The 20,483-nt window shown below is 71.1% G+C and carries 21 protein-coding genes; 3 read left to right on the forward strand and 18 right to left on the reverse strand.

The window, feature by feature from the left end; all coding sequences use genetic code 11:
* Positions 1–106: 106 nt before the first annotated feature.
* From E6O51_RS18570 to E6O51_RS18580, 3 genes are all read right to left on the reverse strand, one after another.
* Positions 107–2,746 carry an AAA family ATPase gene (locus E6O51_RS18570; RefSeq protein WP_136386510.1) on the reverse strand — a complete coding sequence of 880 codons (2,640 nt, stop codon included), beginning with the start codon at positions 2,744–2,746 and terminating at the stop codon, positions 107–109.
* Positions 2,743–3,879 carry a metallophosphoesterase family protein gene (locus E6O51_RS18575; RefSeq protein ID WP_136386511.1) on the reverse strand — a complete coding sequence of 379 codons (1,137 nt, stop codon included), beginning with the start codon at positions 3,877–3,879 and terminating at the stop codon, positions 2,743–2,745. The genes E6O51_RS18570 and E6O51_RS18575 overlap by 4 nt, the downstream gene beginning before the upstream one ends.
* Before the next feature lie 64 nt (positions 3,880–3,943).
* On the reverse strand, positions 3,944–5,056 hold the full coding sequence (locus tag E6O51_RS18580; RefSeq protein WP_136386512.1) for an alpha/beta hydrolase: 1,113 nt from the start codon (positions 5,054–5,056) through the stop codon (positions 3,944–3,946).
* A gap of 143 nt (positions 5,057–5,199) precedes the next feature.
* Between E6O51_RS18580 and E6O51_RS18585 the strand changes: the two genes are divergently transcribed.
* Both E6O51_RS18585 and E6O51_RS18590 read left to right on the forward strand, forming a co-directional pair.
* Positions 5,200–5,547, forward strand: coding sequence for a hypothetical protein (locus E6O51_RS18585; protein ID WP_136386513.1), 348 nt, complete (start codon positions 5,200–5,202; stop codon positions 5,545–5,547).
* Entirely contained in the window at positions 5,544–6,413 is an 870-nt protein-coding gene (locus E6O51_RS18590) for a pirin family protein (protein WP_136386514.1), read from the forward strand. The genes E6O51_RS18585 and E6O51_RS18590 overlap by 4 nt, the downstream gene beginning before the upstream one ends.
* An 87-nt stretch (positions 6,414–6,500) precedes the next feature.
* On the opposite strand, the gene E6O51_RS18595 is transcribed toward E6O51_RS18590, so the two are convergent.
* Positions 6,501–6,746, reverse strand: coding sequence for a helix-turn-helix domain-containing protein (locus E6O51_RS18595; protein WP_136386515.1), 246 nt, complete (start codon positions 6,744–6,746; stop codon positions 6,501–6,503).
* 275 nt (positions 6,747–7,021) lie between these two features.
* On the opposite strand from E6O51_RS18595, the gene E6O51_RS18600 reads away from it, so the two are divergent.
* The gene (locus E6O51_RS18600; protein ID WP_136386516.1) at positions 7,022–7,657 is read left to right on the forward strand and encodes a hypothetical protein; all 636 of its coding nucleotides are present in this window, start codon (positions 7,022–7,024) and stop codon (positions 7,655–7,657) included.
* 219 nt (positions 7,658–7,876) lie between these two features.
* Here the strand turns inward: E6O51_RS18600 and E6O51_RS18605 are convergent, their stop codons facing one another.
* The 14 genes from E6O51_RS18605 to E6O51_RS18670 form a co-directional block, all read right to left on the reverse strand.
* Positions 7,877–8,176, reverse strand: a complete 300-nt coding sequence (locus E6O51_RS18605; protein ID WP_136386517.1) for an addiction module antidote protein — start codon at positions 8,174–8,176, stop codon at positions 7,877–7,879.
* Positions 8,177–8,181: 5 nt separating this feature from the next.
* A complete protein-coding gene (locus E6O51_RS18610) occupies positions 8,182–8,478 on the reverse strand; it encodes a type II toxin-antitoxin system RelE/ParE family toxin (RefSeq protein WP_136386518.1) in 297 nt (98 codons plus the stop codon).
* Positions 8,479–8,561: 83 nt separating this feature from the next.
* Positions 8,562–9,536, reverse strand: coding sequence for a zinc-dependent alcohol dehydrogenase family protein (locus E6O51_RS18615; protein WP_230976847.1), 975 nt, complete (start codon positions 9,534–9,536; stop codon positions 8,562–8,564).
* 42 nt (positions 9,537–9,578) lie between these two features.
* Positions 9,579–10,079 (reverse strand): thiol peroxidase, encoded by a 501-nt coding sequence (gene tpx / locus E6O51_RS18620; protein ID WP_136386520.1) that lies wholly within the window; start codon positions 10,077–10,079, stop codon positions 9,579–9,581.
* A gap of 73 nt (positions 10,080–10,152) precedes the next feature.
* Positions 10,153–10,623, reverse strand: a complete 471-nt coding sequence (gene bfr / locus E6O51_RS18625) for a bacterioferritin (RefSeq protein ID WP_136386521.1) — start codon at positions 10,621–10,623, stop codon at positions 10,153–10,155.
* Between the two features lie 170 nt (positions 10,624–10,793).
* On the reverse strand, positions 10,794–11,915 hold the full coding sequence (locus E6O51_RS18630) for a DUF1513 domain-containing protein (RefSeq protein WP_168735333.1): 1,122 nt from the start codon (positions 11,913–11,915) through the stop codon (positions 10,794–10,796).
* A 76-nt stretch (positions 11,916–11,991) separates the two neighbouring features.
* Positions 11,992–13,020 (reverse strand): imelysin family protein, encoded by a 1,029-nt coding sequence (locus E6O51_RS18635; protein ID WP_136386523.1) that lies wholly within the window; start codon positions 13,018–13,020, stop codon positions 11,992–11,994.
* Positions 13,020–14,462: a di-heme oxidoreductase family protein gene (locus E6O51_RS18640; protein ID WP_136386524.1), complete on the reverse strand. Its 1,443-nt coding sequence runs from the start codon at positions 14,460–14,462 to the stop codon at positions 13,020–13,022. Before E6O51_RS18640 ends, E6O51_RS18635 begins: the two co-directional genes overlap by 1 nt.
* Positions 14,463–14,534: 72 nt before the next feature.
* Positions 14,535–15,683, reverse strand: coding sequence for an imelysin family protein (locus E6O51_RS18645; protein ID WP_136386525.1), 1,149 nt, complete (start codon positions 15,681–15,683; stop codon positions 14,535–14,537).
* A gap of 85 nt (positions 15,684–15,768) precedes the next feature.
* On the reverse strand, positions 15,769–16,452 hold the full coding sequence (locus E6O51_RS18650; protein ID WP_230976848.1) for a hypothetical protein: 684 nt from the start codon (positions 16,450–16,452) through the stop codon (positions 15,769–15,771).
* A gap of 198 nt (positions 16,453–16,650) precedes the next feature.
* A complete protein-coding gene (locus E6O51_RS18655) occupies positions 16,651–17,874 on the reverse strand; it encodes an NnrS family protein (RefSeq protein ID WP_136386527.1) in 1,224 nt (407 codons plus the stop codon).
* Complete coding sequence (locus tag E6O51_RS18660; protein ID WP_136386528.1) at positions 17,868–18,722, reverse strand: ABC transporter ATP-binding protein; 855 nt, start codon at positions 18,720–18,722, stop codon at positions 17,868–17,870. Before E6O51_RS18660 ends, E6O51_RS18655 begins: the two co-directional genes overlap by 7 nt.
* Positions 18,719–19,507 (reverse strand): ABC transporter permease, encoded by a 789-nt coding sequence (locus E6O51_RS18665; RefSeq protein ID WP_136386529.1) that lies wholly within the window; start codon positions 19,505–19,507, stop codon positions 18,719–18,721. Before E6O51_RS18665 ends, E6O51_RS18660 begins: the two co-directional genes overlap by 4 nt.
* Positions 19,504–20,457 (reverse strand): ABC transporter substrate-binding protein, encoded by a 954-nt coding sequence (locus E6O51_RS18670; RefSeq protein WP_330997923.1) that lies wholly within the window; start codon positions 20,455–20,457, stop codon positions 19,504–19,506. Before E6O51_RS18670 ends, E6O51_RS18665 begins: the two co-directional genes overlap by 4 nt.
* Positions 20,458–20,483: the final 26 nt, after the last annotated feature.

Raw genomic sequence — 20,483 nt, forward strand, 5'->3', positions numbered from 1 at the left:
CGCCGCAGGCGCCGGCCCACGAGGCCGGCGCATGTCGCGTGCCGGGCGGCTGGCTGACAGCTCCGCCCCGCCGCGGCCGGCCCCGCACGGAGCACCGGGGCCATCCTCATCCCGCCCGTAACGCCTCCAGCGAACGCGCCGCCACGCCCAGGTCGCGCCAGTCGGCCGGGTGGCAGGTGAACAACAGGATCTGGTGGCGCGTGGCGGCGTCGAACAGCACCCGCTTCATCTGCGCCAGGCGCTCGGCGTCGCTGTGCACCAGGGCGTCGTCCAGGATGATCAGCGTCGGGCGGCCGGCTTCGGCGAGAAGATCGGCGTAGGCCAGGCGGGCGATCACCCCCATCTGCTCGCGCGCGCCGAAGCTCAGGGCGTCGAAGTCCCCGCTCTCGGCGCCGCGGGTGAGCGGCCCGGGGGCGAGGTCCTCGTCGATTTCCAGGCTGGCCTGCGGGAACAGCAGTTGCAGATAGCGGTTCAGGTGCTTCTGCAGCGGCGCCTGCAGACGGCGGGTCAGCGCGCGGCGCTTGTCGCGCAGCAGGGTGAGCAACAGGTCCAGGGCCTGCGCGCGGCGGCTCAGTTCGGCCGCACGCCGCCGGGCCTGGGCGTGGTCGCGGGCGAGTTCGGCGCGGCGTTCGTCCTGCCCCTGGGCGCCTTCGGTCTGCAGTTCCACTTCCAGGCGCATCAGCTCGTCGCGGCGGCTGCGGTAGCGCTTTTCCAGTTCGTCGGCGCTGGCGCGGTAGCGCGCCACGTCCTGCTGCAGGATGTCCGGGCGGGCGGCGGCGATCTGCTGCTGCAGGTCGCCCATGCGGGCGGCGAGCGTGGCTTCCTCGGCACGCGTGTCGGTGAGCTCGCTGCGCGCGGCGGCGAGGCGTCCGGCCCGCTCGGGGGCTTCGCACGATGCGCGGGCGGCGGCGTGTTCGCGCACGGCGGCCTCCAGCCGGCTGCGCGCCCCGGCCTCGTTCAGCCGGGCCTGCTGCAGGTCGGCCTGGATGGCGGCCAGCGACTCGGCGGCGGCCCGTTCGGCGGCTTCGGCCTGGCCGACGGTGGGGGGACGCTCCGCGCCCTCTTCCGCTGCCGGCAGTTCGGCCAATGCCTGGGTGGCTGTGTCGGCCTGGGCGGCCAGCACGGCCTGTTCGGCACGCAGGGCGTCCACGCCCTGGAGAGCGAGCGCCTTGAGGGTGGCCTGGGCACCCACCAACAGGTTCTGCTGCCGGGCGTGGTCGAGCACGCGGGCTTCCGCCGCCTCCGGCGAGGCCAGCCCGAGGCGGGCGAGCAGCGCCGCCTGGCGGTCGGCGAGGTCGCGGGCGCGGGCGTCGAGTTCGGCGAGGTCCCGTCCGCCGGGAACGATCTCCAGCCGCCCGAGGCCGGGCAGTTCCAGCGCGGCGGCAGCCGGCAGCTCCCGTTCGCCCTCGCCGGCGAGCATTTCGCCGTCCAGCCGCAGGCTCGCCCCGGCCTGCAGGGCGTAGCGGATGCGGGTGGCGGCGGCGCTGCGGCGGATTTCCACTTCGGCCAGGTCGCGCGCCTGCTCGCGCAGCTCCTTCAACTCGGACGGCGGGATGGCGCTGGCGGCGGCTTGGCGCTGCAGGTCGAGCAGGCTGGCCTGGGCGGTTTCGGCTTCCTTCAGGCGGGCGGCGGCGGCATCCCGCAGGCGGACGGATTCCTCGGCCTCGCGGGCGAGCCGGGTGCGGGCGTCGTGCCGGCGGGCGCGGCTCAGCACGGCGCGGGCGGCCTCCAGCGCACGCTCCGCTTCGCCCAGGCGGGCCTGCCATTGGGCGGCCGGCTCTGCGGTGGCGGCGAGCAACCGCCGGGCCTCCTCTTCCGCGGCGGCCCGCCCGGCGCGCGCCAGCTCCTCGCGCTCGGCAGCGGCGAGCTGGTCGCGCAGCAGCGCCGTGCGGCGGCCGACCTGTTCGGCGCGCTGGCGCTCGGCGGCCAGCGCCGTTTCCAGCCCCCGGACGGCGTCCAGCCGTTCGGCGGCCTCCCGCTCGCGGGCGCGGAAGTCCTGCCACGGCTGTTCGGCCTCGTCGGCGGCGTGTTCCCGGCGCAGGGCGGCAAGGGCATCCACACGCTGGCGGTAGCGGGCGATGGTCTCGTCCAGGTCGGCCAGTTCGGCGGCCAGGGCCGCTTCCCGTTCCAGCGCTTCCTTGTATACGCCGCGCGCACGTCTGCCGGCCTCGGTCAGCAGTTCGTTGCGCCGGGCTTCCACCGTGGCCAGCAGTTCGTCGCCGCCGCTGGCCGCCACTTCGCCCAGCGACGCGTCCAGGGCGCTCCTCAGGTGGTCGGTGGCATGGGCGACCGCCTCCCGCAGCTCGTGGCCGGTGCCCTGCTCTATCCACAACAGGCCGGGGATGCCCCAGTGCTCGGCCTTGCTGGCACCGCGCCCGGCGTGCTGGAAGCCCAGCAGTTCGGCGAGGCGGTTCTCGGCCTCCTCCCCGTCCAGCGCCTCGCGGCCGATCTGCAGCGTGCAGCGCTTCTTCGCCAGGAAGGTCTTGGCCAGCCGGCAGGGCTGGCCGCCGAGCTCGAAGTCCAGCTCCACCGTGGGCGCGGCGGCCGGGTCGCTCCAGGGGCGCAGGTGGTCCACGGTGCCGGAGCGGTGGCGCTCGAAGAAGGCGGCGCGGATGGCGGCCACCACCGTGCTCTTGCCTGCCTCGTTGGGGCCGGTGAAGAGGTTCAGCCCCGACGCCAGGTCGCGGATTTCCAGCGGCGCGCGGAACTGGCGGAACTGCTCGATGCGGATGCGGGTGAGTTTCATGGCCGCCCTCCCGCCACCGGGCCGCGGGCGTCCAGCAGCCCGGCGAGCAGCACCAGGGCGTCGCGGGCCGTCTGCGCCGCATCCGGGTCGGCCGCCTGCTGGGCGGCCTGCAGTTCGGCGACGACTTCGCCCAGATAGCCGTCGACGGCCAGGGCCTCGATGTCCTCGGCGGTGGGCGTGAGAAGCAGCGCGGACAGGTCCGCCGCCAGGCTGCGGGCGCGGCCGCGGGCCTGGGCGATGGCCTCCTCAAGCCGCCGGTGACCGGCCAGGTCGCAGCGCCCGGCCACCTCCAGGCGCAGCACGTCGGCGGGGCCGAAGGCGGCCAGGCGTTCGGCGAGCAGGTCGAGATCGCTCCCCACCTGCAGTTCGGCAGCCAGCTCCCGCCAGCGGTAGCGGCCGGTCGCCACGGTCGTCACCGCGGGCAGGGCGCCGGGGGCGGCGATGTCCACCAGCAGCGCCTGCCCGGAATCGTTGGCGCGGAAGCGGTCCGTTTCCGGCGTGCCGGCGTACCAGGTGCGCGCGTCGATCTGCCGCGTGCCGTGCCAGTCGCCCAGGGCCAGGTAGTCCAGGCGGGCGCTCTCCGCGCAGCCGGCGGCGATGGGGTTGGGGGAGTCGATGTCTTCCGCCAGGATGCCCTGCACGCTGCCGTGGGCCAGCCCGATGCGCACGAAGCCGGGGGGCGTGGCCGCGGCGGCGAACCAGTCGGTGAGGTCGGCGTGGGTGTTGCGCTGGGTGAGTGGCGCCGGCAGCACCGCCGTGCCGGCGGCTTCCAGCAGCACCGGCTCGGGGCGCAGGCAGACCGTGACTTCGGGCGGGATGGCGTTCAGGCGCGCGGCGCGCGTCCATACCGATTCGGCCAGCGCCGCGTCGTGGTTGCCGGGCAGGAGCAGCCAGCGCCCGGAAAAGCCGGACATGGCGTGGAACAGGCGGTGGATGCTGCGCTCGGCCACGGTCTGGGCGTCGAACACGTCGCCCGCGACCAGCACGGCATCCACGCCGTGCACGGCGGCCAGTTGCGCCAGGCGCTCGACGGCGGCGAAACGCTCTTCGGCGAGCAGGGCGGCCTCGTCGGCGTCGAACTGGCCGAACAGCTTGCCGATCTGCCAGTCGGCGGTATGCAGGAAGCGGGGCATGCGGGTTATGGCGGGCCGGGATGGAAAAACCCGTCCATGGTAGCCAATCCGGCCGCCCCGCGCCCTAGCCGATGCGGTACATGTTGCGCGCGATGTCGAAGGGCAGCCCGGTCTCGGCGAAGGTGCCGTTGAGGGCGGCGTGGAAGAAGGCCTTCACCCTGGGGTTCTTCAGCGGCTTGTCCTCGAAATAGGCATGGGAGTCGCCCACCCAGGGCTGCTCGGTGAAATCCACGTACACCGCCTGGCGCGAGTCGAGGTAATGCGGGTAGTGGCCCAGGCGCGCCTTCTGCTGTTCGCCCAGCTTCATGCGGGAGGCCTGCAGTGCGGCGTCGCGCTCGTTGAGGGTGACGTACACCCGCCCGCGGCACTGGATGCGGTCCACCCACCCGGCATGAGCTTCGTTGTTGGTGTCGGCGGCGACCAGCACCACGTTGTCGAACACCAGGTGGTCGCCGCGGTACACCGAGGATTTCAGCAGGTGCTTGAACACGTAGTTGCCCATGCTGTGCAGCATCATGTTTACAGTGAAGGGGCAGCGCTTGTGCGCCTGGGCGGAGAAGAAGCGGTCCCAGCGCTCGGCGTCGTCCGGGAAGCGGCGGTTGGCCTCGGCCTCCACCTGGCGCACGTGCTCGGCATGGATGCCGAGCAGGATTTCCTCCAGCCGCGCCAGACAGCGGTCCAGCGCGCCGGTGGAGGCCAGCGCGTCGCGCTTGTCGCTCTTGTAGCTGACCACGCCCTTGGCGCCGCCGCCGTTGGCCGGCCACGAGAAGGGCAGCACCTCGACGCCGTAGTTGGCCTGCAGTTGCTCGGCGCGGTCGAGCACGGCCTGCACGTTGTTGTTGTAGCCATGCACGAAGAACAGCAGGTTGCAGCCCTTGCCACGGCCGCCGGCCGCCTTCGGGTTGATGCGCGCGTGCAGCTTGCGGGCGACGTAGCTGCTGGCATAGACCGGCAGCGGCTGGCCGGTGGCCGGGTCGACGGGCGGGACGATGCCGACCTCGGCCAGCATCGCCGGGGTGGGCTGGTCGGGGAGGATGTCCACCTTCCAGCGCTTGCCTTCGCGCCAGGCCTCGGCAAAGCGCAGCTCGTTGGGTCCGCGCGGGTTGGGCACGGCGCCGAAGGCCTTGGCCACGTCGTGCTGGGTTTCGTCCACTTCGCGATTGGTCACGATGTACATGGTCTCCTCCTCCCTGCCGGCATGCCCGGATCGATGTAATCAGCATAGACCGGGGTGCGACGGGAGCAAGATCCCGAACCGGAGCGGTGGCCTGACAGCGTGCCGCGGTCCATACTGACGGGAACGGAAAAGCGGAGGATGCGATGGGAACGAGCACATCGGGACGTTGCGCCATCACGCTGGCGCTGGCCGTGGCGCTGGCGCTCGCACCGGCGCGCGGGGCGCTGGCGGAAGACCACGGGCCGGTGACCGGCGACCGCGGCGCCGACATGGCGGTGGACCTCGTCGTGGTGCGCCCCCTCGGCCTGGTGGGCGCGGTGATCGGCACCGCCGGCTTCATCATCGCCCTGCCCTTCACCATACCGACCGGCACCGTGGGCGAAACCGCGCGCGAGTGGATAGGCGACCCGCTGGAATACACCTTCAACCGCCCGCTGGGTGAATTCGAGCGCTGCGGCGCCGACCTCCATCCCTGCGGGTCGCGCCGATGATCGAGCTGCTGATCGACGCCCGCCCGGGGGACCTGGGCAACGGCGTGAAGGTGCTGCGCGCGCTGCCTTACGCCAAGCGGCGCATGGTGGGGCCGTTCATCTTCCTCGACCACGCCGGCCCCCTCAGCCTGGCGCCGCGGGACATCGCCGGAGCCGACGTGCGCCCCCATCCCCACATCGGCCTGGCCACGGTGAGCTACCTGCGCTCCGGCATGATCGTGCATCGCGACAGCCTGGGCGTGATCCAGGAAATCCGCCCCGGCGACGTGAACTGGATGACCGCCGGGCGCGGCATCTCCCACTCGGAACGCTTCCGCCACCCCGAATCCTTCGCCGGCGGCGGGCTGGAACTGCTGCAGGCCTGGGTGGCCCTGCCGGACGAACACGAGGAAGCCGAACCCGCCTTCGACCACTATGCCGCCCGCGAACTGCCGCAACTGGTGCGCGACGGCGCCCACATGCGCCTGATCGCCGGCAGCGCCTGGGGCGAGACCAGCCCGGTGCGCACCCTGTCGCCGCTGTTCTACATCCACGCCGAACTGCAGCCCGACGCCCACCTGGAAGTGCCGGCCGACTACCCGGAACGCGCGTTCTACGTGGCCGCCGGCCGGGTGGAGGTGGACGGCCGCGTGGTGATGCGCGGCCAGCTCGCGGTGCTGGCGCCGGACGCGCGGCCCACGGTGCGCGCCGAAGGCGCCGCGACGCTGATGCTGCTGGGCGGCGAGCCGGTGGGCGAACGCCACGTGTGGTGGAACTTCGTCTCCTCCACCCGGGAGCGCATCGAACAGGCCAAGGCCGACTGGAAGAGCGGCCGCATCCCGCTGCCGCCCCATGATCGGGACGAGTTCATTCCGTTGCCGGAGTAGTGGAGATACTGCGGAGGAACAAAAGTGCCTGCTTACCTTGTCAGCGGCAGCAGGAATGCTTTGCGCCTGCCTCCGTCCCGAAGAAAATCAGAGATCGGCGTCGGCCAACAGCTCGGAAGGTTTGCAGTCGATCGCGCGGGCGATACGGATCACGTTGAGCATGGTCACGTTCCGCTCCCCCCGCTCGATCTTTCCCATATGGGAACGCTCGATTTCCGCCAGACCCGCCAACGCCTCCTGAGATAGCTCGCGCGCAAGACGGCGAGCACGAATCGCCGCGCCCAGACGCGCGAGATCGCGATCCCTGTCCGTCTTGCCGGAGACTCTTGACATGGCCGCAATGGTCGGGCCATGATGCCTTTAAGGCCACGGCATTTAAGACCCATACAAATGGAATGTCGATACGCCTTGAAGCCATTCCGGGGTCTTGCCAGCGGGGCCGGTGGAAAACTGGCCTCCTGCATCAGAAGCACAAACTGGGCAAAACCCTTCACCTCAGGTTTCGTGGTACTGCTCCTTTGTGCTCCTAAACCTATGCTCGCGACTTCGCGAAAGAAGTGCCCCTGTGACATACTGGGCAACTTACATTTGTCATCATGAGGAAACAGATGAATAGCTCTCATGCGTCAAAGTGTGATCACACTGTCTTTGCTGTTCCCGCCAAACTCACCGTTGCTCCGCTATGTGCCGCACTCGCGATTGCAGCATCTGGTTGTGCCACTCCCGCACCCGACTTAAGCACATTGAAGGGTAACAGCATCCTTCTTCCCGCAGGACGGGTCATTGTTCATGACTTCGTCAACGACACAACCGACTATAGGATTACTTCGGTAGATACCCAAGACTACTTAATTCTCCCGAAATCAGCGACTAATCCTAGTTTCCGACATCTTGTGGTATCACACCTCACAGAACGCTTGGCCCCAGATTTGGCAAATAACTATCCGAATATAGAAGTTACGGTCCTTGATGCGCGTATTTTGGTGCAACTCCACGGAGGCGCCATGATACCAATCATAGGCATCGCGACGGTATTCAAAGACCGAAAGCATATTTGCGAGGTAGATGCCAGTTTGAGGTACGGTGACAATGTCACAAGAAAGGTATTTGCACATACATCCGTGAGTAATAGATCATATATGGATATGCCACAGGAAAAGAAAGGCGATCTAGTCTCCGAATGCTTGAATTCAATTATTCATGAGATTGCAGAATCTGCAAGAAATATGGAATCTCCAATTTAGTACGGCCTTGATTCCGCAACAGCAAGCTCGGTCAGGCGTCCAACACCACCGGCTTGAGCCTGACCCGCCCCGCATTTCTCGCAATGACGACGTCCAGCGTGACGAGGCGCTGGACAAGTTCGGCGCGTCTCCGGCGCGGTGGACGTCCGGGGCGTCGATGGGCAGCACCCGACGGATCGGAGTGATCTCCCTTAGGATTCCACCCCCTCATCTTGCTCGTCAGGTATGCGCCGCCTCCGCATGCAGCTTCAATCCCAGCGCACCGACCACCTTGAGGATCGTGTCGAAGCTAGGGCTGCGTTCACCGGAAAGTGCCTTGTACAGGCTTTCGCGGGACAGGCCGGCGTCGCGGGCCACCTGGGCCATGCCTTTGGCACGCGCGATGTCGCCAAGAGCCTTGGCGACGAAGGCAGCATCGCCGTCCGCCTCTTCAAGGCAGGCTTCGAGATAGGCCGCCATTTCCTCAGGCGTCCTCAGGTGCTCCGCAACGTCGTAGCGGGTGGTCGTGGTCTTGGTCATGGCAGCTACTCCGAAAGGTTCCGGGCGAGGCGCAGGGCTACCTCGATATCCTTGGCTTGAGTGCTTTTGTCTCCACCCGCCAGCAGAATGATCAGTTCGCGCCCACGCTGTCTGAAATACACCCGGTAACCGGGGCCGCAGTCGATTCGCAACTCGGAAACACCTTCGCCGACAGGCTTTGCGTCGCCCGGATTTCCGGCAGCCAGACGCTCGATCCTTGCCTGGACTCGCGCCCGCGCCCGGATGTCACGGAGGCCGTCGAGCCATCGGGCGAAGACCTCGGTTTTCCGAATCTCGATCATGGCGTAACCGTATCCGCACGGCTACACATTGTCAATCTGGACCGTGGAGGCCAGGGCATTCGAGCGTCAGGGCCTGGTCCCCCTCAGGGCACCAGCACCGCCGCGCCCTGGATGGCGCCGCGGCGCAGGGCGTCCAGCGCCTCGTTGGCGGCTTCCAGGGGCCAGGGTTGGACGTGGGTGGCGATGGGCGTGGCGGCGGCGATCTCGAAGAAGCGGGTGCCGTCGGCGCGAGTGAGGTTGGCCACCGAGCGCAGCACGCGCTCGCCCCACAGGATGTCGTAGGGGAAGGCGGGGATGTCGCTCATGTGGATGCCGGCGCACACCACGGTGCCGCCTTTGCGCACGCGGCGCAGCGCGGCGGGCACCAGTTCGCCGGCGGGGGCGAAGATCAGCGCCGCGTCCAGGGCCTCGGGCGGGGCTTCGGCGCTGGCGCCGGCCCAGGCCGCGCCCAGTTCGCGGGCGAAGCGCTGGCTTTCCGTGTCGCCCGCGCGGGTGAAGGCGTAGAAGGGGCGGCCCTGGTGGCGCAGCACCTGGGCGACGATGTGGGCCGCGGCGCCGAAGCCGTAGAGGCCGACCCGGCGCGCGTCGCCGGCCATGGTCAGCGCCCGGTGGCCGATCAGGCCGGCGCACAGCAGGGGGGCGAGTCCGGCGGCGGAGGGGCCGTCGGGCAGGGCGAAGCAGTAGCGCTGGTCGGCCACGGTGTATTCGGCGTAGCCGCCGTCCAGCGTGTAGCCGGTGAAGCGGGCTGCGTCGCACAGGTTTTCCTGCCCGGCGCGGCAGTAGTCGCATTCGCCGCAGGTCCATCCCAGCCAGGGGACGCCGACGCGTTGGCCGCTGCGGAAAGCCGTCACACCCGGCCCGAGCGCCACGACGCGGCCGACGATCTCGTGGCCGGGTACCACCGGCAGCAGCGGGTTGGGCAGTTCGCCGTCCACCAGGTGCAGGTCGGTGCGGCACACGCCGCAGGCTTCCACCTTGAGCAGCACCTGCCCGGCCGCCGGCTGCGGCACCGGGCGCTCGGCCGGGCGCAGCGGCGCGCCGGGCGCTTCGAAGAGCATGGCGCGCAGGGCGGGCGCTCCCGTTCCCCCGGGTTTACGGCCTCAGCCGAGCGCGGCCAGCGCGGCGGCGTAGTCGGGTTCGGTCTTGATCTCGGGCACGAGCTGAGCGTGGATCACCCGGTCGGCGGCGTCCAGCACCACCACGGCGCGGGCGGTAAGGCCCGCGAGCGGTCCGGTGGTGACGGCCACGCCCCAGTCGCGGGCGAACTCGGGATGGCGGAAGGTGGACAGGGTATGCACATCGGCCAGCCCTTCGGTCTCGCAGAAGCGCTTGGCGGCGAAAGGCAGGTCGCCGGAGACGACCAGCACCACGGTGTCGGCGAGGCCGGAGGCCTCGGCGTTGAACCTGCGCGTGGAGGTGGCGCAGATCGGCGTGTCCAGGCTGGGCACGATGTTCAGCACCTTGCGCTTGCCGGCCCAGGCGTCCAGGCCCACGTCCTGCAGGTCGGCGCCGGTGAGGCGCAGCGCGGGCGCGGCGGCGCCCTTGGCCGGGAAGGTGCCGGCGACTTCGATGGGGTTGCCGGCCAGGGTCACGGTGCTCATGGCTCTCCTCCTGTTCTCTTTGTGGGGGCGATGCGCCGCCGGGCGGACGGCCCGGCGGAATGGCGGCGCGGCCTCAGACTTGCATCTGCGACTGCAGGTAGTTCTGCAGGCCGACCAGCTTGATCAGGCCGAGCTGCTTTTCCAGCCAGTGGGCGTGGTCTTCCTCGGTGTCGTCGAGCATCTTTTCCAGGATCTCGCGGGTCACGAAATCCTGTTCGGTCTCACAGAGGGCGATGGCCGCGCGCAGGTTTTTGATCACGGTGTATTCCACCGCCAGATCCTTGGTGAAGATGTCCGGCAGGTCCTTGCCGATGGTGAGGCCGGACGGCGTCATCGCCGGCGTGCCTTCGAGGAACAGGATGCGGCGGATGAGCGCGTCGGCGTGGGTGGTTTCGTCTTCCATCTCGTGGGAGATGCGCGCGGCGGCGTGTTCCAGGCCCCACTCGGAAAGCATGCGGGAGTGGATGAAGTACTGGTCGCGCGCGGCCAGTTCATCGGCAAGCAGCGCGTTGAGGGTGGACAGGACTTTCTTGCTTCCTTTCATGGCTGGGCTCCGCGGGCGGCTGACAGGGGGATGGCCGAATGATAGACCTATACAGTCGATCCGGCATCCGCATGGGCCGTGGGAGCGGGCTTGCCCGCGATGCGATTCCGGGAAACCAAGGTCGGAATCGCGGGCAAGCCCGCTCCCACAGGGGGCGCCCCGCGCCGTACTCAGGCCGGGCGGGCGTGGTTGTCGAAGGCGTAGGCGTGGGGCCAGCGGGCCTGCGTGCGGGCCTCGGCGGCGGCCACGGCCCACAGTTCACCGCCGTCGCCGGTGGCGAGCAGGCCGCCATCGGCCACGGTCAGCGCGCACACGCCGGGCGCGGGCAGATGGCCGACGTAGCGGCCGTCCGCATGCCACAGGGCCAGGGTGCCGGCCACGCTGCAGCTCACCGCGAACACGGTGCCGGCCGGGCCGTCCACCGCGGCGATGTCCCCCGCATAGGGGCCGCAGGCGGCCAGCGCCTCGGGCGTGGCGGCGCCGTAACGCAGCGCGCCGTCTTCCACGGTGGCGAACAGCGGGCGGGCGTAGTCCGGCGTGGCGGCATCCGCGGCCTCGTTCTGCAGCGACACCGCGATGCGGCCGTCGGCCGCCTGGGCCACGTGGCGCACGCTCATCCACGGGTCCGGCAGGCGGTACTGGGCCAGCACGCGGCCGTCGGCCGGGTCGAGCACGGCCAGGGAAGGGTCCATGCGGTCCAGGTTGTGCTTGAGGCGCCCGGTTTCCGGCAGGGTCAGGATGCCGCCATTGGCCACCGCGAGGGGGCCGTCGGCGAGCGGGAACACGGCGTGGGGGCCGATGCCGGCGGTGGGCCAGGAGGCCAGGCGTTCCAGGGTTCGGGCGTCGTACACGCCCACCCTGCCCTGGCCGTCGATGAGTTCGCTTTCGGTGGCGAACAGCAGGCGGCCGTCGCGGCTGAAGGCGAGATGCCCTTCGAGGCGGATGTCCTCGTCCGCGTCGTAGACGTCGAATTCCGCCAGCCGCCGGCCGCCGGCCACGTCCCAGCGCAGCAGGAAGCGGCCGGGGCGGCGCGCGGCGACCACGGCCGAACCGTCACCGGAGGGATGCCAGGCGATGTCGTGGCCCCGCTCGGGCAACTCGACGGCCCCGGCCACGGCATCGCTGCGCCCGGCGAAGAAGCGACGCGGGCGGGTGGGCGAATCGGCCCAGCAGGTGAGGAGCGCGGGCTCCGGGGCGGCCAGCGCGGCGCGGACGGGCGCGGGCAGGTGGGCGAACAGGAGCCCCGCGGGCAGGGCGCCGAGCAGGCGGCGGCGGGAGGGCCTGGGTGCCACCGAGAACCGCCCTTCGACAGGCCTGTCCCGAGCGCAGTCGAGGGGCTCAGGGCGAACGGTGTCGCATGACGTTCCCTCAGTCCCCATCGCTTTCCCCGAAGCCGACGGTGACCTTCATGGCGTCGGCCACGTCCTCGGCCAGCAGGCGCTGCAGGCGGCCCAGTTCGGTCATCAGGGCCTCGGCCGCCGGGCGCGCGGCTTCGGCGCCGAAGTCTTCCGGCAGCGCGGCGAGCGCCGCAGCCGTCGCAGTTATCTGCGTATCCAGGCGGTCGGCGAGCACGAGCAGGCCGCGGCCGCGCATCACCGCGGTGAGGCCGTACAGGCCCTCGCCGCCCTGCAGACCCACTCGCAGGCCGTCGAAATAGGCGGTGAGCGCGGCGCGCCCGGCGCCGCTGCGCCAGGCGTCGGTTTCGGGCGGGCCGGCGCGGTGGCGCAGGGGCTTTTCCAGGTACTTGAGGCGCAGCACCTCGGTGCTGCCGATGAGGATGTTGATGCCGTCGCGGATCAGTTGCGCATCGCGCTCGGCGTCGGCTTCGGCCAGTCCGTCCACCCACGCGGGCCAGGCGGCGGCGGTCTCGTGCACCGCCGCGGCGGCGTCGTGGGCGAGCCAGGCAGTGTAGCGGCAGGCCGCGGCGTCTTCGGCCAGCGAGGCACGGCCGGCGTCGAAGAGCAGGTATTCGATGGCCGGCAGGCCGCGGGCGGAGAGGCCGATGCGCGCGGTGTCCTGCGGCTTGGCGGCGTACTGGGCGATGGAGCGCTCGATCTGGGCCGGGCGGGTGGGCCAGAAGTCGATGCGGCGCAGCACGCGGGTTTCCAGCACCGGGCCGAAGGGCAGCGGGCTCAGGGCGCGCAGGCTGAGCGCGGCCTCCCGCCAGCGTTCGCGGGCAGCCGCGGCGGCTTCCGGCTGGCCGGCGCAGGCGGCGTCCAGGGCCTCGGCGAGCGCATCGACCCGCCCGGCCAGGGTCGTATAGCCCGGCGCCAGGCGCTGCTGGGCGAGTGCGGTGAGCCACTGGGAGGGCTGCACGTAGGGCGCGGGCGCGGCCGCACCGGCGGCCGGCGGCAGGCAGGCGAGCAGCAGCGCGGCGAGAGGGACGACGGCGCGCATCACAGCGACTCCACGAACTTCACCAGCACCTCGCGCGCCTCCCTGCTCAGGCCCAGCACGTGCTGTTTCGAAGCTTCCGCCTCGCCGCCGTGCCACAGCACGGCTTCCAGCACGCCGCGGGCGCGGCCGTCGTGCAGCAGGTACTGGTGGCCGTTGACCGCCGGGATCAGGCCCACGCCCCACAACGGCGGGGTGCGCCATTCACGGCCGTCGGCGGCGAAATCCGGGCGCTTGTCGGCGAGCGCCTCACCCATGTCGTGCACCAGCAGGTCGGTGTAGGGCCAGATGGTCTGGCCGGACAGTTCGGGGAAGTCCTTGAGTGCACCGGTGACGTGGCTGGGCACGTGGCAGGCGGCGCAGCGCGCCTCGTGGAAGATGCGCTTGCCGGCGAGCACCTGCGGGTCGCGCGGGTTGCGCCGTTCCGGCACGGCCAGGGTGGCGGTGTAGAAGATGGTGCGTTCCAGCGAGCGGTCGTCGATGTCGGTACGGTGTTCGCCACGCTCGGTGCGCCAGGCATCTTCCTGCTGCTGGCGGGCGCGGCAGTCGGCCTGGGCGGCCGTGCATTCCTCGTGGGGGAAGAGGCGCGAGGTGATGCCGATGTCGCCCACGAAGGCGCCGGCGGTCTGGTGGGCGACAGTGCCCACGTTGGCCTTCCAGCCGAAGCGCCCCACCACCCAGTCCTGGCGGCTGGCGTCCCACACCCGGTTGGGCCGCCCGGAGATGCCCGCGCCTTCTGCGGCCTGGCGCGCGGCGATTTCTTTCAGGCGGGCCTCGGGGATGGCTTCCAGCAGGCCCAGGCCGATGACCTGGGGTGCGATGCGGGGCGAGATCAGCGTCTGCGGGTGCATGGGCCCGTAGCCCAGGTCGGTGAGTTCATACACCGGCTTGCGCAGGCTGTAAGGCGTGCCGTCGGCGAACTTGCCGGGAATCTCCTGGTAGCGCACGGTGATGCGCGCTTCCGCGCGCACGCCGGGCAGGGCCAGGTTGTTCAACTGCCCGCCGTAGGTCGGCTCCGGCACCACGCCGTCCTTGCCCCCGTCGCCGGGAATGGACAGGCGCAGCAGCAGGCCCACCGGCTGTTCGGTGCTGACGCCCTTGTCGTCCACCGCCGGCGGCGCGCCGCGGCCGTCCATGGCGTGGCAGCCGGCACAGGCGCGGGCGATGAAATGCGGCCCCAGGCCGTCGCGCCCGGTGGTGGAGGCCGGCGCGCCCACCCAGTTCTTCTTGAAGAAGGAGTTGCCGATGAAGAACGGCGTCTGGCGGTCCACCGACAGGTTGGCCGCCGGGTAGGAGAAGGCGTTGCGGCCGTGGTCGGAGGTGGTGGTGGCACCGCCGGGCAGTTCCTCGCCGGGCTCGTAGTCGGCGGGCGCGGGCAGGTTGGCGGCGAGGGCAATGCCTGCGGCGAGCGTGCCGCAGCCGAGGAGCAGGCGTTTCAGGGTCATTGGGGGCGACGGGGAATGGATGTGAAAGCGCGCGGACGGCGTTCCACCGTCCGCGCGCGGGGGAGGCGCAGCTTACTCGGGCAGCGCGGTGTTCAGGCGCTTGATGCCGAGCGCGGCGGCCGCTTCCACCAGGCCTTCGGTCTGCGCCTTGAGGGCGGCGACGGTGGCCTCGATCTTCGCGCGGCCGGGGTTGCCGGCCAGCATGGACTGATCGAAGGGCGCGGGGATGGCCTCGGCGGCCTTCACCGACGCGCCGATCTGGCCGTCGACGCGGGTCGCCAGCACCTTGTCCTTGGCCGCCACCAGGTCGCGCACGCCCGGCCCCTTCAGCACGCTGCCGTCGGTGCGGGTGTACTGGCCGCGCCACACGTTGCGGATGCCGGCGGCGTTGGCGACGATGTCCCGGTGGGTGTTGTCGGAGAAGCAGGAGTGCTCGTCTTCCTGGTTCTGGGAGTCGAGCGCCACTTCGATACGCTCGCCGGCCAGTTCGCCGCGGGACAGGATGCCGATGGCGGAGATTACCCTGGCCAGGTTGGCCTCGTCGGCGACGAAGCTCTTGCGGTAGTTGTCGGCGTTGGGCGCCCAGGCGTCCACCAGCCCGGCCAGGTCGCTCACCAGCAGTTCGGTGACGACCTTCAGGTAGGTGCGGCGGCGGTCGGCGTTGGGGGCCTGGCCGTCCACGAAGTCGGTGTACGCGCGGCGGCCCGGGCTGTCCTCGTACAGGTCCTGCCCCCACAGCATGAACTCGATGGCATGCCAGCCGGTGGAGATGTTCTCCTCGCCGTCCTTTTCGTTCAGGCCGGCCAGGGTCTCGGCATCGATGGGGACGGCACGGTTGGCGATGATGCCGGCCGCGGGCGCGCCCTCGACGAAGTCCACGTAGGACTCGTCCATGGGCCAGGCGTTGATCTGGCCTTCGGGGCCGTCCTCGCCGTCGATGGGGCCGCCGTAGAAGCGGAAGGCTTCGGTCTGGCCGTACCATTCGCGCGCCTCCAGCCAGGCCTTGCGCGCCGCCAGCAGGCCGGCCTCGGAGGGCGCGGCGACGAAGGCATCCACCGCCTGCTGCAGCTTCAATGCGCCGGCGTGGGCGTCGGCGTAGCTGGCATGGACGAGCTCGCCGTAGTGGGCGAGCACGCGCGGGGCGCTCACCGGCTCGGCGGCCAGCGTGGCGGTGGAGAAATGCAGCGCGGCAAGCGCGGAAACCAGGGTGATCAGACGCATCAGGTCATCTCCGTTATGGGTTGTCGGTCAACAGGCCGGGCGGGCGGAGTGCCGTCCGGCCTGGTTCGGGGATACGGTGGGCAACTCAGAACTCCCAGGCGATGCCCGCATTGGCAAAGTTGCGGTGGTTGCCGCGGCCGACCGCGCCGGAGATCTTCAGCCCCTCGGCGATCTCGTAGCGCAGGCCGGCGGCGCGGTCCGGGCCGCTGCCCTCGGCGCCGAAGGTCTCGGCGACGACGTGGAACTGCTCCGTGAGCGGCAGGTCCAGGCCCGCGCCCCAGGTGTTCGCCTCCTCGCTGTCGCCGCGCTCCCGCTCGATCTCGCGGCCCAGGTTCACGTGCAGCAACTGGCCGCCGCCGAAGGCCCAGGTCAGCAGGCCGGACAGCGCATGCACGCGGGTCGACACCCCTTCCACGCGGTCCCGGCCGTACTCGTACTTCAGGCCCGCGGAGAGCCCGGTCTCGGCCTGCAGCGGCACCCATTTCACCGCCAGGCCGTGGCCGTGGATGGTTTCCGTGGGCGAGGCCGAATGGTCGCGTGCGCGGCCCAGCCCGATCTCCAGTTCCAGGTTGTCGATGGGCGCATAACCCGCCGCGCCTTCGATGCCCCGCGTCTCGTCGTCCTTGGCCCAGCCGAACTCCAGCTTCGCGCCGCCCTTGTCCAGGGTGCCTGCATCGTCTACGTTCATCGGCCTCTCGGCACGGACCGGCCCCGCGGCACCGAACAGCATCGCAGCCAGCAGGGCAATACCATTGTTCAGATTACGCATTTGATCCCTCTCCTGTGTCATCCAAAAGGGGCGCGAGTACCTGCCAGGAAACCCTCACGCTGACAGGGGGATTCGGCTTGCGTAAATGTTAATGATAGCCAGTCTCAGTAGCAAAATTATCGTCGCGATGCGGCAAAAAAGCCACACTTCCGACAAACATCCATGCGACACGGGATGGCAGCGGGCCTGCCTCGGGGTTTAGAGCCTGTCTTCCGCCACACCCGCGCAGCCCGCTTGTCCGTCGCGGCGCGGACGCGACAGCAGCGGCCAGGCGCGGGCGAAGTGCAGGGCGAAGACGGCGATCCACAGCGCGCCCGAGGCGGCGAACAGCGCCATGGCGGACTGCGGCAGCAGCCCCGTGGCCGCGCGCAGCAGGGCCGCGGCCACCAGCATGGCGGCCGCCAGCGGCACCCAGGTGCCGCGTTCGGGCTCCACACCGGCGTGGATGCGGCCGGCGATGTTCATCACCGCGAAGATGGACAGCCCCATGCCGCCGGCCATCAGCAGATGGCGGCCGGCGGAAGGCGGCAGTGCCACGCCCAGGGCGGAGAGCCCCAGCAGCAGGTAGCCCGCCGCCATCAGCCAGTACACCAGGTAGAGCATGAACACCCAGCGGGCGAACAGCACCCGGCCCAGGTGCCAGTCGCTGGTCAGGTTCAGCAGCGCCGCGGCCGCGGCCAGCGCGATCCATCCGGCCACCGGCGCCGCCGGCGCGCCCAGCGTGGTCCCGGCCAATTCCGCCGCCGCGTGGAGCACGATGCAGAAAATGGCGAGATTGCGCCGCGGCGGGCGGGCGAGGTATTCGGCCGCGGTGTCGCCGCGCTCTTCCAGCGCCGCGTTGACCACCCGCATGGAGATGCGCGACAGGGCGACGACGATGAAGGCCATCATCACGCCCACGGCGGCGTGCAGCCAGGGGAGCGGCGCGCCGCCGCCGAGGGCCGCGGCATGGAAGCCCGCGGTGCACGCCAGCAGGGCGGCGAGCCCCCACAGGAAGGCGAGATGGCGGCGCGCCGGGTCGCGCCACAGGCGCGGCGCGGCCACCGTCAGCGCACCCGCGAGCAACGCGCATTCGGCCACTGCGGCAAGCCACTGTCCGGCCGTGCCGCCGACGAGATAGCCGGCGCGCGCCGCCAGCCACAGGGCGGCCAGCCCCGCCACCTGGGTGCGCGGCACCGCGGCGCTGGCGGTGAACTCCGGCACCGCGGTGAGCAGGAAGCCCAGCAGCGCGGCGCCGCCGAAGCCCAGCACCATCTCGTGGGCATGCCAGAGCACGGCGCCGCCGGCCACCTCGGGCAGGCCCAGCGCGCCGCCGAGCGCGGCGAGCCAGGCGGCGAGCGCCAGCGCGCCCCAGGCCGCGGCGAACAGGAAGAAGGGTCGGAAGCCGCACAGCAGCAGGGCATCCAGGCGGGCCTTCAGCATTGCAGCCCCCTGTGGGCCGGCGGCGGGTGGCCGCCGCGGGCCACGACGCGCAGCCCGCCCGCCGCCGCGCCGTCCGGCGTAGTACAGGCGGCCGGCAGCGGCGGCAGGCCGAAGCTCTCGCGCACCACGGCGTGCTGCAGCAGTTCCGCGGTGCGGTGATAGACGAAGGCGTCGTCCCGGCTCGCCGCCGGGCGTGCGAGTTCGAAGCGGGCGACGATGCGCCCCGGGTCGGGGGCCATCACCAGCACGTCGTCCGACAGGCGCACCGCCTCCATCAGGTCGTGGGTGATCATCAGTACCGCCATGCCGCGTCCGGCGAGATGTTCGGCGAGCAGCGCGTACAGTTCGGCCTTGAGGCCCACGTCCAGCGCCGAAAAGGGCTCGTCGAGCAGCAGCAGGTCCGGCGCCATGACCAGGGCGCGGGCGAGCGCGACCCGGCTCTGCATGCCGCCGGAGAGCTGGTGGGGGAATTTCTCCAGGTCCTCCGCCGCCAGCCCCACCCGCAGGCCCAGCTCATGGGCGCGCCGTTCGCGCTCGCGGCGCGCCACGCCCTGGGCCTTGAGACCGAAGGCGATGTTGTGCAGCGCGCTCTTCCACGGCAGCAGGCGCGGCTGCTGGAACACGCAGGCCGGCGTGGCGAAGTCCGACTCGATGCGCCCCTCCCGCAGCGGCAGCAGGCCGGCGACCAGGTGCAGCAGGGTTGTCTTGCCGCAGCCGGAAGGCCCTACCAGCGCGGCCACGCGGCCGGCGGGCAGATCGAAGTCGATGCCGGCCAGCACGGTGCGCAGCGCATAAGCGTGGCCCACGCCGTGCGCGGCGAGACGGGGGGAAGCGGCGGCCCGGGTCATGCCGCGCCCCGCCAGCGCTCGACCTCGCGCTTCACCGGCTCCAGCAGCAGGTATTCCACGGCCAGCAGCAGCCCGACCACGGCCAGGATCCACGCCAGCGTGGCGGCGGTGTCCAGGTGCGCGCGGCTCACCGCCAGCGCGGCGCCTACGCCGTCGCTGGTGGCGAGCAGCTCGGCCATCACCACCACCTTCCACGAAATGCCCAGCGCGGTGATCCAGGCGGGGAAGAGATAGGACAGCACGTGGGGCAGGTACACGTCCGCCAGCCGCATCGGCAGCGGCACGCGGTAGGCGGCGGCCAGTTCCGCGAGCTGGCCGTCCACGGTGCGCGCGCCCTGCAGGGCACCGACGAAGACGACCGGGAAGGCGGCGACGAACACCGTGAACACCGGCGTGCCGTCGCCCGCGCCGAACCACAGCAGGGCCAGCACCAGCCAGGCGATGGGCGGGGTGCCGATCAGCACGGTGACCACCGGGCGCGCCATCATGGCCGCGGTCATGGACAGGCCGGCGGCCACGCCCAGCACGCTGCCGGCGGCGAGCGCCAGCGCGAAGCCGGCCAGCGCGCGGCGCGCGGTGACCAGCAGTTCCGGCCACGCGCTGCCGTCGGCGAACAGGCCCGCCAGCGTGGCGAGGGCGGCGCGCGGATCGGGTAGGATCAGGTCGCCGTAGAGGCCCGCGGCCCATTCCCACAGGGCGAGGCACAGCAGCAGCGAGGCGGCGGCGCCCCAGCCGCTCCACAGATAGGCCGGCAGCCCCGCCAGCCAGCGCGCCGCCGCTTTCATCGCCCCTCGCCGTAGAAGCCGTCGTCCGGCAGGCGGCCGCCGATCAGCGCCGGGTTGCGCTCGGCCAGCACGCCGTAGAAGAACTCCAGCTCGGCACGGGCGGCGGGCGCGGGCACGGCTTCCAGCGGGCTCACCGCCAGCGCGTCGGCCACCGCCTCCGCGCTCAGCAGGTCGATGCGGGCGGCCACGCTGCGGGCGCAGGCTGCGCGCTCGGCCAGGCAGCCGCGCAGGGCCTCGGCGTAGGCCGCCTGGATGCGGGCGACGAAGGCGGGGTTGTCCGCACGCGCGCCCATCACCGCGATGCCGGCCTGGGGCATGCGCGCCGGGCGCTGCAGCACACGGCCCCATTCGGCCTGCAGGTCGATGCTGCGGTGCAGTTCCGGGGCGATCAGCCCCACCGGGAAGGATTTGGTCTTGCGCAGCGCCATGGACACCGCCGGTTCGGCGAGCAGGGCATGGTCGACGCGGCGGGCGATCAGGAGCTGCATCGCATCCATGGGCGTGGCCACGTAGCGCAGGCGGAAGTCGCGGCGCGGGTCCAGGCCCTGGCGCGCGGCGAGCACGCCGAACACGATGTCCGGCATGTCGGCGCGGAAGGGCATGGCGATCTCCTCGCCCTTGAGGTCGGCCAGCGTCTTCAGTTCCGCCGAGCGCGACACCAGCCACAGGATGCCCCAGGTGGACACGTTGGCGAGCTTCAGCTTCACGCCGCGGTTGTACAGGTTGGCGGCCACGTTGGTGGGCACGGCGAGCACGTCGGCGCCGCCTTCCAGCGCCATCACGCGCAACTGGTCGGGATCGCGCCACAGCACGAACTCGACCCGCTCGGCGAGATCGGCCAGCGCGCCGGATTCGGCCATGCGCACCAGCGGAAAGGACACCGCCGCAGCCGGGCCGGCGAGCACCAGGCGGGGGAGCTTTTCGGCCTGTGCCGCTGATGGCAGCAGCAAGGCGAGGGCGCAGAGCAGGGAGCAGG

Source organism: Pseudothauera rhizosphaerae, assembly GCF_004801305.1.
GTDB classification, from domain to species: domain Bacteria; phylum Pseudomonadota; class Gammaproteobacteria; order Burkholderiales; family Rhodocyclaceae; genus Pseudothauera; species Pseudothauera rhizosphaerae.